Source organism: Pseudomonas sp. PH1b (assembly GCF_000633395.1).
Taxonomy (GTDB): domain Bacteria; phylum Pseudomonadota; class Gammaproteobacteria; order Pseudomonadales; family Pseudomonadaceae; genus Aquipseudomonas.
Genome location: NZ_AYMU01000004.1, coordinates 290,624 through 303,419 on the forward strand (window position 1 = coordinate 290,624; position 12,796 = coordinate 303,419).

The 12,796-nt window shown below is 62.3% G+C and carries 8 protein-coding genes; 3 read left to right on the plus strand and 5 right to left on the minus strand.

All coding sequences use genetic code 11. The features are described 5' to 3' along the window. Positions 1-80: 80 nt before the first annotated feature. Positions 81-1,208, minus strand: coding sequence for a branched-chain amino acid ABC transporter substrate-binding protein (locus U873_RS0108165; protein WP_025127778.1), 1,128 nt, complete (start codon positions 1,206-1,208; stop codon positions 81-83). Positions 1,209-1,547: 339 nt separating this feature from the next. Between U873_RS0108165 and U873_RS0108170 the strand changes: the two genes are divergently transcribed. Continuing rightward, complete coding sequence (locus tag U873_RS0108170; RefSeq protein WP_025127779.1) at positions 1,548-1,853, plus strand: DUF2288 domain-containing protein; 306 nt, start codon at positions 1,548-1,550, stop codon at positions 1,851-1,853. 276 nt (positions 1,854-2,129) lie between these two features. Here the strand turns inward: U873_RS0108170 and U873_RS0108175 are convergent, their stop codons facing one another. Next, complete coding sequence (locus U873_RS0108175; RefSeq protein WP_025127780.1) at positions 2,130-4,313, minus strand: hypothetical protein; 2,184 nt, start codon at positions 4,311-4,313, stop codon at positions 2,130-2,132. Positions 4,314-4,512: 199 nt separating this feature from the next. Between U873_RS0108175 and U873_RS0108180 the strand changes: the two genes are divergently transcribed. Then, the gene (locus tag U873_RS0108180) at positions 4,513-5,409 is read left to right on the plus strand and encodes an NAD(P)-dependent oxidoreductase (protein WP_043274495.1); all 897 of its coding nucleotides are present in this window, start codon (positions 4,513-4,515) and stop codon (positions 5,407-5,409) included. Here the strand turns inward: U873_RS0108180 and U873_RS0108185 are convergent. Then, positions 5,300-7,582, minus strand: coding sequence for a bifunctional diguanylate cyclase/phosphodiesterase (locus tag U873_RS0108185; RefSeq protein ID WP_025127782.1), 2,283 nt, complete (start codon positions 7,580-7,582; stop codon positions 5,300-5,302). The two genes, U873_RS0108180 and U873_RS0108185, sit on opposite strands and share 110 nt — an antisense overlap. A 140-nt stretch (positions 7,583-7,722) precedes the next feature. Then, positions 7,723-8,091, minus strand: a complete 369-nt coding sequence (locus tag U873_RS0108190; protein ID WP_025127783.1) for a YkgJ family cysteine cluster protein — start codon at positions 8,089-8,091, stop codon at positions 7,723-7,725. Positions 8,092-8,422: 331 nt separating this feature from the next. On the opposite strand from U873_RS0108190, the gene U873_RS0108195 reads away from it, so the two are divergent. Then, the gene (locus U873_RS0108195; protein ID WP_025127784.1) at positions 8,423-9,769 is read left to right on the plus strand and encodes an MFS transporter; all 1,347 of its coding nucleotides are present in this window, start codon (positions 8,423-8,425) and stop codon (positions 9,767-9,769) included. A gap of 115 nt (positions 9,770-9,884) precedes the next feature. Here the strand turns inward: U873_RS0108195 and rapA are convergent, their stop codons facing one another. After that, the gene (gene rapA / locus U873_RS0108200) at positions 9,885-12,734 is read right to left on the minus strand and encodes an RNA polymerase-associated protein RapA (protein WP_025127785.1); all 2,850 of its coding nucleotides are present in this window, start codon (positions 12,732-12,734) and stop codon (positions 9,885-9,887) included. Between the last annotated feature and the right edge of the window lie 62 nt (positions 12,735-12,796).

Genomic DNA, 12,796 nt, shown 5'->3' on the forward strand with positions numbered 1-12,796 from the left:
ACGGAAGCACGGCCCATACATTCGTAAAACAAAGCCCACGGCGAGCCGTGGGCTTTATTGGCAGTCAGTCAGGGCGCGCCTTACTGAGGAGAAACTTCGGTTTTAGGCTTACCGAAGTGCCACTCGTAGACCACGAACTTGAAGTCTTTCAAGTCGCCCTTGGCGTCGAAGCTCAGGTCGCCGGTGGGGGTCTTGAAGGTGCCGGTGTGGATGGCTTCTGCCACCTTGGCGGCGTCTTCGCTCTTGGCGTTGGTGATGGCGCCGGCGATGACTTCAACGGCGGAGTAGGACGGGAATACGAACGGACCGCTCGGGTCTTCTTTCTTGGCCTTGAACGCATCAGCCAGGGCGACGTTGGCCGGGTCCTGGTCGAAGGATTTCGGCAGGGTCACCAGCAGGCCTTCGGAAGCGTCCTTGGCGATCTGCGAAATGGAGTCGTTACCCACGCCTTCCGGCCCCATGAACTTGGCCTTCAGGCCTTTTTCCTGGGATTGGCGCAGGATCAGGCCCAGCTCCGGGTGGTAGCCGCCGTAGTAGACGAAGTCGACGTTGGCTTGCTTGAGCTTGGCGATCAGCGAGGAGAAGTCCTTGTCGCCGGCGTTGATGCCTTCGAACACGGCAACCTTGGTGCCTTTCTTCTCCAGGGTCTGTTTCACGGCGGTGGCGATGCCTTCACCGTACTGCTGCTTGTCGTGGAGCACGGCCACCACTTTTGGCTTCACGTGGTCGGCGATGTAGTTACCGGCGGCAGGGCCCTGGGCGCTGTCCAGGCCGATGGTGCGGAACACCATCTTGTAGCCACGGGCGGTGATGTCCGGGCTGGTGGCGGCCGGGGTGATCATGATCACGCCTTCGTCTTCGTAGATGTCGGAAGCGGGTTGAGTGGAGCTGGAGCACAGGTGGCCGACCACGAACTTGACACCGTCGTTGACCACTTTGTTGGCCACTGCCACGGCTTGCTTGGGATCGCAGGCGTCATCGTATTCAACGGCTTCGAGCTTCTTGCCGTTGACGCCGCCCTTGGCGTTGATCTGCTCGATGGCCATTTTTGCGCCACTGAACTGCATGTCGCCGTATTGGGCTACCGGGCCGGTCTTGGGGCCGGCGATACCGATCTTGATGGTGTCAGCTGCGAACGAATGGCTGGCAACACCGGCCAGGACCATAGCGGCAAACAGTTTGGAAATCTGCTTAGTAGCCTTATTCATAGTGCTCCACTCTTACTGTTGTAATTTTTATAGTTCCGGCGGCCTTGGGCGCAGAACCGAATCAGATAACTCTTGGATATCCGTCGGAAATGCCCCTGGCAACTGTACCGGTACAGTGTAGAGCGCCGGTTGTTCGCTTGAAAAGCTGGCTGCTGGGGGCAAAAACGCGGGGTGTCGCTTAATTGAAAGAAAAAGACAGATTTGCGGCGTGCCTTGCGCCCGGTTCGATGTCATTCCCTGACGCTTCTGAGCTTCTCGATCGGTGCTGCATTTGCTACTGGGTTTTTCTGCCAGACCACCGACGTTATGATTGCGCCGATTTCTTTTCTGGACAGTCCCATGACTCAAGAACCTAGCACCCTCTATGCCAAGCTGCTTGGTGAAACCGCATCTATCAGTTGGAAGGAACTGGAGCCGTTCTTTGCCAGGGGTGCCCTATTGTGGGTCGACGCCGAGCTGGATCTGATCGATGCGGCCCAGGCCGTGGCGCAAAACGAGGCCGAGAAAGTGGCGGCCTGGCTGGCCGAAGGGAAGGTTGAAAAACTGTCTGCGCCGCGGGCGTCCGACCTGTTCGAGCGTGATCCGCAGCTGTGGGCGGTGGTGGTTTCGCCCTGGATCCTGTTCCAGGAGAGGGCGTCGAGCTGAAGGCGTGCACCACTAATGTGCAGGTTTTTGTCGGACAAAAGTGTGTAGCCGAGTAACCGTGAACAGCATGATGGCATCTTGCCGTAGAGAAACGCCCCACAGGGTTTTTCCGGCAAGGTGACGTTCACGGAAGGGGAACAGTTTCAAGTGCAGCCGACGAGCTGCTTAATTGTTTCGCGATGTGAGAAAAACGCCTATTCGCCGGCAAGCCGGCTCCTACAACGGCACAGGGAAACTCCTTGCTGCGTAGGAGCCGGCTCGCCGGCGAAGTTCTTCTTAATAGGCGGTCTTGCCGGTGTGGTTGTTGAGGGAGATGACCCGGGTCTTGCCGATGCGGTGACGGTAGATCTCCCGCAGGTACTTGATGGCCTTCTTCACGCAATCGCGGGACAGGCGGATGTCGTTGATCGAGACGAACTTGTCCTTGTCGTTGATCAGCTCGCGGTACTTCTTCTCGTACATCGGCTTGATCGCATACCAGTTGGTGTCGAGGATCTTCGCCGGGTTCTCGAACTCGTTGAGCAGATCGTCGATGCGGTCTTCGTCGAACTGGTCGCTGACGATGAAGTCGAGCACCGAGTTGTCCAGGGTGTCGTCGAAGCGGTACGGATTGCGCGCAAAGCAACGCTTGATGAAGGCCACGATCAGGGTCAGGAAGTCATCCGACAGGCACGGGCTCTTGGCGATCAGGGTGGTCAGCGAGAGGTTGGCCGAGGCGCCGATCACCAACGCATAGCGCTTGAGGGTGGTGTTGGGGAACAGGCTGTTGAGGTGGGTCTTGAGCCGGTTCAGGTCCATGTAGGAGAGCTTGTAGTCCTTGGGCAGGGACACGATCGACACCACCGACGAGCAGTTCTTGAAGAAGTGCAGGTCGTGCAGCGCCGCTGCGTCATAACCCGAGGCCTTGTACTGCTCCAGGGCCGCGCGATAGCGCTTGGACTCGATCGGTAGCAGGCTGATGCCCTCGATCGCCTGGGTCACCTTGTTGAAGTGCGGCAGGTCGATGGAGCGGAAGAACAGGTCGTCGATGTTCAGGCGCTGGGGCTCTTTCTCGAACACCTTGAACTTGTCGCCGGTAGGCACCGGCTGTTCCGGCACCACGGATTCGGCATAGGCGATCGCCACCGGGCCGGCCAGGCTCATGAACAGGTCGTTGGCATCCAGGCGGATGGTTTCGCCGATGTCGATGCCGGCACGCCGGAAGTAGTTCTGATCGTAGTCGGTGGTCACTGCCTGGGCGGTGAGGATGTTGAAGATCTGCTGGGAGATGTACTGGTTGGCGTGCTTCTCCATGGCGTTGACGTCGATGTTCTGGATGTTGCCGTCATCGCTTTCTTCGGCGTAGCGCATGATGTCGTTGGAGATCAGCATCATCGCGTTCCAGGGGCGAATACGGCCCATGACGCTGGCTTCGCTGCTGTCTTCGTTATCGAAGTTGTAGGAGAAGTCCCACTCTTCCGAGAGGTATTTGCACAGCAGGCGGCCGGCGTTGATGTGCAGCGCCTCGGACATTTCGCTGCGGTGGTCGGAGATGTTCGGCAGTACGCAGATGCCGCTGGTGAAGATCGGCTCGAAGACGAAGGAATGCCCGCTCTTGCCGTCGTGCTCGTCCATCGGCTTGGTGTCGAAGGTCTTGTTCATGTACGAGTACTGCTGGGCCAGGCCGAACTCCGAGGCCATGCCCGAACCGGTACCGCCACCGGCGCTGAAGATCGAGAAGTACAGGCGCGACTGGTTGGCCTTGATCCCGCAGGAATCGATCAGGTAGGAGTGGATCATCTTCCAGTCGGGGCTGGAGAAACGCTGGGTGTCCTTGTTGAGGATGATCTTGGCCAGGTACTGGCCGAGGATCGGCGCGTTACCGGCGCCACCGGCGTGGACTTCCGAAAGGTCCATGATCTTCATCTTGCTGTAGTCGCGGATGAAGCCGCTTTTCTCGCCCTTGCGCGAGAAGCGGATGCGCCCGGCGATGTCCTTGTCCAGGTCGCCCAGCATCACCAACGGTTCCACCAGGAATACCGGCTTGCTGGCCTTGTTCTGGCCCAGGCGCAGGTTCTGGCGGATCCACTGGCCGGGGCTGTAGCCAGCGCTTTCGTAGGATTTGTCTTCGGTGTTGAATTCGTTGAGGTAGAACTTGCGGGCGTTGTACACCAGCTCCGCTACATCCAGGGCGATGTTGGAGCCGCAGCGGCCAAGACCGATCAGGCACACCGATGGGAATTCCTGGTCACGACGGTTTTCCGGCTCGCCTTCCAGGTGCACCGGGCGCGGGAATACCGTGTCACGCAGGCCGTCGAGGTTGTCGAGGATGCGGTCGGTGTTGGTTTCGGTGAAGTACAGGTACTGCTGGGTCGACAGGGGGCGTGAACTGGACAATGGCTTCGTTTCCGAGGGGCTTGGGATCGGGGAGGTCAGCGTCATCTCGGAGACTGCGTTGGCAGGATTGTTTTTAGAAGTCATTGTGCGCCATATGCCTGGTCAGGTTGGCTCGCGGACAAGGTGCCTGCGAACCATCACGGAATGGGACCTCGCCGCTGTGTAGAGCGCGAATTATGCCCAGGGCCTCAGGGTCTTTGCCTGAGCGTCGCTCGGGGGAATCCTTTCCTGAATCATGATGAATCGGCCAGTATTCGATGATCTTTAATCAAATGAGGGCAATATGATGTCAGCGTTACCTTCACTCGGCTTTGCCGGAATCGGCCTGATGGGACTGCCGATGTGCCGGCGCCTGCTGGCGGCGGGCTATCCGCTGACGGTGTGGAACCGCAACCCGGATAAATGCGCGCCCCTGGTGGCCGCCGGGGCGCGACAAGTCGCCACACCGGCGCAGCTCTGCGAACAGGCCGACCTGGTGCTGCTGTGCCTGGCCAATACCGAGGTGGTGCGCGAGGTGGTGTTTGGCGTCGAGGGTATCGCCCAGGGCGCCCGGGGCGGGCAGTTGCTGCTGGACCTGTCCAGCCTGGAACCCACGGCCACCCGGGAGATGGCCGCCGACCTGGCCCGCGAAACCGGCATGGCCTGGGTCGACGCTCCGGTTTCCGGAGGGACTCCGGGCGCCGAGGCCGGCAGCCTGGCGATCATGGCCGGTGGAGAAGCCGCGGACATCGAGCGGGTTCGCCCGGTGCTGCTGGCCCTGGGGCAGCGGGTCACGCACATGGGGGCGGTGGGCGCCGGGCAGGTGACCAAGGCCTGCAACCAGATGATCGTCGCCTGCAATGCCCTGGTGATCGCGGAAGTGGTGGCCCTGGCCGAGCGCTCGGGGGTGGATGCCAGGCTGATCGCCGAGGCTCTGGCCGGCGGCTTTGCCGACTCCAAGCCGCTGCAGATCCTGGCTCCGCAAATGGCTCAAAGCCAGTTCGAACCGGTGAAGTGGCACGTGCGGACTTTGCTCAAGGACCTGGATGGCGCGGTGAAGTTTTCTCGGGAGCAGGGTTCGGCAACGCCGATCAGCGGGTTAGCTGCACAGTTGATGCGTCTGCATGGTGGGCAAGGCTATCTGGAGCAAGATCCAGCGACCCTGGTTCGCCTCTATCGGGAGCCGGCGTCCGAGGATTGAGCGCCGCCGAGGTGTGGCGCCGGTCGAGTTCGTCCAGCACCCCGCACACTTCCTGCAGCGGTACCGGGCGGCTGAGCAGGTAGCCCTGCAGGTAGTCGCAGCCATAGTGCTCGAGAAACTGCTGCTGTTCCAGGGTCTCGACTCCTTCGGTCACCACCTGCAGGTGCAGGGTGTGGGCCATGACGATGATCGCCTGGACGATCTCCATGTCCTGGGTTGACTTGGGGATGTCCTGGATGAACGAGCGATCGATCTTCAGGGTGTTCAGCGGCAGGCGCTTGAGGTAGGCCAGGGATGAATAGCCGGTGCCGAAGTCGTCGATCGACAATGACACGCCCAGGCCGCGGATCTGCTTGAGCAGCGCCAGGGTGCTGGCGATATTGCCCATCAGGGCATTTTCCGTGACCTCCAGCTCCAGTTGTTGCGGGGCGACCTTAGCCGTGGTCAGGGCGCTTTCGATCTCTTCGGCCAGTGCTTCGCGGGTCAGGTTCAAGGCCGAGCAATTGACCGCGATCTTCAACTCGCCATTGCCATTGCGCGACAGGTAGGCCAGGTCGGCGCAGGCCTTGCGCAGCACCCAGTTGTCCAGTTCGGCGATCAGCCCATTGGCTTCGGCAATGCTGATGAAGCGATCCGGGGTCAGCAGCCCGTGTTGCGGATGCTGCCAGCGGACCAGGGCTTCAAGCTTGGTGACTCTGGCGCGCTTGAGGTCGTAGATCGGCTGGTAGTGCAGCAGCAACCCCTGGTCATCGCGCAGGGCATTGCGCAGTTCTTCTTCCAGCTGCAGCTCCAGGGTGGCCCGGGTCTTGAGGCTGGAACTGAAGAAATGCAGGTTGTTGCGCCCGGCATCCTTGGATTGGTAGAGCGCCAGGTCGGCGTTCTTCAACAGCTCTTCACAGGTCTTGCCATCATCGGGGAAGACGCTGATGCCGATGCTGGTGGTCATCACCATGCGCCGCCCCCCCAACTCGATCGGCTCCTTCATCTTTTGCATGATGCGCTCGGCCAAGTGCCGGGCTTCATCGCGGTCGTGGAGGTTGATGAGGATGCAGAACTCATCGCCGCCCAGCCGTGCCACCACGTCTTCGTGGCTGCGGGTGGAGTTCTTGATATGCCCGGCAATGACCTTGAGCAGTTCGTCGCCGGCATCGTGGCCGAGGCTGTCGTTGATCCGCTTGAAATGGTCGATGTCGAGGAACATCACCGCCAGGCTGCCGCCGAAGGTGGTTTTCTCCAGCAGTTTTTCCGCGAACAACTGATTGAAGCCACGACGGTTGATCAGGTTGGTCAGGGCGTCGTAATGGGCCACCTGCTGCAGCGAGACCCGGGCCTGGTCCAGTTGCGAAAGCAGGGCATTGACTCGGCGCAGGTCGCGCTCCTTGTGCTGCAGCTTCTTGTCCGCCAGGGCTGCGCTGATGCCACTGCCGATGATCAACAGGGCAATCACGCTGAGGGTCAGGCCCAGTTGCAGGTGATCGCTCTGCGCCGTGGGAACGGGCAGGGTGCCGGCGGGCAGCACCAGGGTCATGGCCCAGATGCCGGTAAAGTGCATCAGCACGATGGCCGCCCCCAGCACCAGGCTGCTGGCGTACTTGAGCAATTGGTGGAACATCCCGCTGCCATCGCGAAAGTGCCGGGACAGTAGCAGCGCAGCCAGGCTACAGGCGATCGCCACCAGCAGTGACAGGCCCATGAGCAGCGGCTGGTAGTACACCTCGGCATGGGAGTGCATGGCTGCCATGCCCACGTAGTGCATGCAACTGATGCCCAGGCCGATCCACACCGAGGCCACGCCATAGCGCCAGAGCGGCAGTCGGGCATGGCTCAGGGTATTCATCGCCAGCCAGGCGGCGATCAGGGCGATCAGCAGGGACAGCAGGGTCAGTGGCAGCTGGTGGTGGATTGCCAGGGGAGCTTCGAAGGCCAGCATGGCGATGAAATGCATGCTCCAGATGCCGCCGGCCAGGCAACAGGCGCCGACCCAGCGCCACAGGCGCTGGCTGGCCGGCTGCTCGACGTGGCTGACACGCTCGGCCATATCCAGGGTGGCGAAGCTGGCGGCGCAGGCCACCAGGTAGGCCAGCAGCACCAGAACCGGGTTGTGGGTGTAGTGGACAACCAGCTGCCCGCTGTCTGGGAGCTCGGTAATGAAATGCAGACCCAGCCAATCCATAGCATGCCCATCTCTGAGTCATCGGATGTCGGCGGTCGCGCGCCAACGAGTGCTTGGAGTATAGAAGGCACCCGGTGGCTGCAATGGGCGGTGGCAAACAGGCTCTAATGATTTGCTTATGGGCCCTATCGCCAATGGTGCTAAGCGCTCTCCTCGTACCAGGGTTCGCAGTCTGCGGGCTCCAGAGGGGCCAGGCCGAAGGCGGCGCGGGCGGCATCGCAGTCGCTGTTGTGCTGGCCGTCGACCCAGGAGGCCTCGAACTCCCGGCATGGGCTGGAGCGTTGTTCATAGATCGAGCAGCTCACGCCCTGGCCGACTTCGCCCTCGAGGGCGATGCAGCGTGGGGATTTACAGTCGGTGCCGAGCATGGCCACCCGGCTCGGACTGATGCTCTGCACCAGTTCGTCAGGGACGGTCCCGCCGGAAGAGGCGCATTCGCCCCAGAAAAAAGACACACGAAAGTATGAACAGCAGGCACCGCAATTCAGACACGGACTGGCTTCGGACATGGGCGTATTCAAAGGGGGAAGGGAGGGATGTGGGGGGGGCAGGCAAGGCGGCTATTCTAGGCTTCGCATCGGCCTTGGGAAGGGGGGGCGCGAGGTATTTTTTCAGCCCGTGCCAAGCCCTTGAAAAGACTGGGAAAGCCCCGGGTACCGGGAGTCTTGGCAGATTTTTCGCGGGCTGTTGCACGGGCGCGAACGCCGCTTGGTGGAACCGGGTTGCGATGGCTTGGTATCAGGCTGGCGAATAATCACAGACAGCCAGGGTGGGGCTGACTAGATTGCAGCTTCCAGGCTCGCTCGCGTCTGGCCGAATAACAATAAAAGAGATCGACCCATGGATAATTCGACTCAAGCGGCAAATGCCTGGCGCATTCTGTTCCTGTTGTTTTTGGCAAACCTGTTCAACTTCTTCGATCGCACCATTCCCGCCATCATCATTGAGCCGATCCGCATGGAATGGCACCTGAGCGATTTCCAGCTGGGGATCATCGGCACCGCCTTCACCCTGGTCTACGCCATCGCCGGCTTGCCCCTGGGGCGCATGGCCGACACCGGCTCGCGCAGCAAGCTGATGGGCTGGGGCCTGGCGGTGTGGAGCGGGCTCACTGCAGTGAATGGCATGGTCGGCAGCTTCTGGAGCTTTCTGCTGGTGCGCATGGGCGTCGGCATTGGCGAGGCCAGCTACGCGCCAGCGGCCAATTCGTTGATCGGCGACCTGTTTCCCGCCCACCGTCGGGCCCGGGCCATGGGCATCTTCATGCTGGGCCTGCCCTTGGGGCTGGTGCTGGCATTCTTCACCATCGGTGCCATGGTCAAGGCCTTTGACAGCTGGCGCGCGCCGTTCTTCATCGCTGCGGTGCCAGGGCTGGTGCTGGCGGTGTTCATGTTCTTCATCAAGGAGCCCAAGCGTGGCGCTGCTGAAGCGGTGAAGGTGGCCCAAGTGCCGGTGGACCGGCCGATTCGCCGGGTGCTGGCGATCCCGACCTTTCTCTGGCTGACCCTGGCCGGCCTGACCTTCAACTTCGCCACCTATGCTTGCAACTCGTTCCTGGTGCCGATGCTCCAGCGCTACTTCCGCATGCCCCTGCAGGAAGCCGCGATGGCCACGGGAGTGATCGTCGGGGTGACCGGGCTGATTGGCCTGACCCTGGGAGGCTGGATCGCCGACAAGATCCACCAGCGCGTGGCCAACGGCCGCCTGCTGTTTGCGGCGTGCAGCCTGATCATCTCGACCCTGGCCACCGGCTGGGCCCTGCATGCCGGGCGGGTCGAGATCGGCGTGTTTGTCACGGTGTTCAGTATCGGCTGGCTGTTTGCCTACAACTTCTACACCTGTGTCTACACCGCGCTGCAGGATGTGGTCGAACCACGCCTGCGAGCCACGGCAATGGCCCTGTTCTTTGCCGGCCTGTATCTGCTGGGGGGCGGCCTGGGGCCGGTGGTGGTGGGGGCGCTGTCCGACCATTTCGCCCACTCGGCGATGTATGCCGCGGGGGCCGAGGTGATGACCGAGGAGTTCAAGGCCGTGGGCCTGCATGACGCCATGTACCTGATTCCGGTGGCGTTGTTCATGACCCTGCTGTTCCTGTTCCAGGCCGCCCGGTGTTTTGTCCGTGACGCCCAGCGCATGAAGGACGGGCTGGCCCCGACGGCGCCCCTGACCCCGGCCGTGAGCCTCTAGCGATTGCCCTCGAGAGGCTGCCGAGGGGCAGCGCAAGCGCCTGTTGAAAAGGACCACCAGGCAATAAAAAAGGCCCGCACAATGCGGGCCTTTTTCAGCGCTTGAAGCCGGGCGATCAGCCCGCCACCAGCACCCGGATCGCTTCCAGGCGCAAGGCGGCTTTTTCCAGCAGCGCCAGACCCTGTTCCCGTTGCTGACGCAGGGCCACCAGCTCGCTGTCACGGACTGTCGGGTTGACGGCCTGCAATGCGCTCAGGCGCGCCAGCTCTTCGTCGGTGTCGGCCGCCAGTCGGCGTTGCGCTTCAGCCACGCGCTCGGCATGACGTGGCGCGATCTTGGCTTCGCCGGCGTTGATCTTCGGCGCCAACTGGTCGCGCTGGGCCTGGATGAACTTGTTGGCGCTGGCCTTGGGCACGCTTTCGAGTTGGTCATTCAGGGTTTCGAAGGCCACCCGTGCCGACAGGTCATTGCCATTGGCGTCCAGCAGGCCGCGCAGGGCAGCCGGCGGCAGGTAGCGGCCCAGTTGCAGCGAGCGCGGGGCGACCACCTCACTCACGTACAGCAGCTCCAGGAGCACGGTGCCGGGTTTGAGCGCCTTGTTCTTGATCAGCGCCACGGCGGTGTTGCCCATGGAACCGGACAGCACCAGGTCCATGCCGCCTTGCACCATCGGGTGCTCCCAGGTGATGAACTGCATGTCTTCGCGAGACAGCGCCTGGTTGCGATCGTAGGTGATGGTCACGCCTTCGTCGTCGCCCAGGGGGAAGCTGGCGTCGAGCATCTTCTCGCTGGGCTTGAGGATCAGGGCGTTTTCCGAATGGTCCTCGCTGTCGATGCCGAAGGCGTCGAACAGGGTTTCCATGTAGATCGGCAGGGCGAACTGGTCGTCCTGCTCGAGGATCGCTTCCACCAGGGCTTCGCCTTCGCCGGCACCCCCGGAGTTGAGCTCCAGCAAGCGGTCGCGGCCGGTGTGCAGCTCGGCTTCCAGGCGCTCGCGTTCGCTGCGGGCTTCGTCGATCAGGGCTTGCCACTCGCCGTCGTCGGCGTTTTCCAGCAGCGGCAGCAGGCGTGGGCCGAACTGGTGCTGCAGGGCGTTGCCGGTGGGGCAGGTGTTGAGGAAGGCGTTCAGCGCTTCGTGGTACCACTGGAACAGCCGCTCTTGCGGGCTGGTTTCCAGGTACGGCACATGCAGCTCGATCACGTGCTTCTGGCCGATCCGGTCGAGACGGCCGATGCGCTGCTCCAGCAGGTCCGGGTGCGACGGCAGGTCGAACAGCACCAGGTGGTGGGCGAACTGGAAGTTGCGGCCTTCACTGCCGATTTCCGAGCAGATCAGCACCTGGGCGCCGAATTCCTCGTCGGCGAAGTAGGCCGCGGCGCGGTCGCGCTCGAGGATGTTCATGCCTTCGTGGAACACCGTGGCCGGGATCCCGGAGCGCACGCGCAGGGCGTCTTCCAGGTCCATGGCGGTTTCCGCGTGGGCGCAGATCACCAGCACCTTGGTGCGCTTGAGCATCTTCAACTGGTCGATCAGCCACTCGACCCGTGGGTCGAATTTCCACCAGCGCTGATCTTCGTCGCTGGCCTCGGGCAGCGCCTGGAAGCTGACTTCCGGGTACAGCTCGGCGTGTTCGCCCAGGGGCAGCTCCAGGTACTCGTCCGGGCACGGCAGCGGGTAGGCGTGCAGCTTGCGCTCGGGGAAACCCTGCACCGCGGCGCGGGTGTTGCGAAACAGCACGCGGCCGGTGCCGTGGCGGTCCAGCAGTTCACGCACCAGGCGTGCGCTGGCTTCAGTGTCGCCGTCGTTGACCGCGGCTAGCAGGGCTTCGCCTTCGTTGCCGAGGAAACCGTGGATGGTCTTGTGGGCTGCTGGGGACAGGCGGCCTTTATCCAGCAGCTCCTGCACGGCTTCAGCCACCGGGCGGTAGTTGTCGCTCTCGGCGCGGAAGGCCGCGAGGTCGTGGAAGCGGTTCGGGTCCAGCAGGCGCAGACGGGCGAAGTGGCTGTCCTGACCCAGTTGTTCCGGGGTCGCGGTCAGCAGCAGTACGCCGGGAATGGTTTCGGCCAGCTGTTCCACCAGGGCATATTCCGGGCTGACCTGGTCTTCGTGCCACACCAGGTGGTGGGCTTCGTCGACCACCATCAGGTCCCAGCCGGCGGCAAACAGCGCGTCCTGGGCCTTCTCGTCGTCCACCAGCCACTCCAGGGCCACCAGGGCCAGTTGGGTGTCTTCGAACGGGTTGCTGGCATCGCTTTCGATAAAGCGTTCTTCATCGAACAGCGCCACTTGCAGGTTGAAGCGCCGGCGCATTTCCACCAGCCACTGGTGCTGGAGGTTTTCCGGAACCAGGATCAGCACCCGGCTGGCGCGACCCGAGAGCAGCTGGCGATGGATCACCAGGCCGGCTTCGATGGTCTTGCCCAGGCCTACTTCGTCCGCCAGCAGGACCCGTGGCGCGATGCGATCAGCGACTTCACGGGCAATGTGCAACTGGTGGGCGATAGGCTGGGCGCGTACGCCGCCCAGGCCCCAGAGCGAGGACTGCAGCTGGCGGCTGGTGTGTTCCAGGGTGTGGTAGCGCAGGGAGAACCAGGCCAGTGGGTCGATCTGGCCGGCGAACAGACGGTCGCTGGCCAGGCGGAACTGGATGAAGTTCGACAGTTGGGTTTCCGGCAGGGTAACGGCTTCGTTCTGCCCATTGAGGCCGTGGTAGACCAGCAGGCCGTCGATGTCGTCGACTTCCTGTACGGTCATTTTCCAACCTTCGAAATGAGTGATGCTGTCACCCGGAGAAAACCTCACGCGAGTGAGGGGCGCATTCCGTAGCGCATACTGGCGAGTGTCGCCAGTGGCCGGATAGAGCACGGTCAGCAAGCGGCCGTCCTGTGCCAGAACGGTGCCTAGACCTAGCTCGGCTTCGCTGTCACTGATCCAGCGTTGCCCCGGTTGATACTGCTGCGCCATGCTGCCTGACTCCCGCTTTGAAAAAGCCGACTATCTTAACGGAACGACGCTTCTAGTCCAAA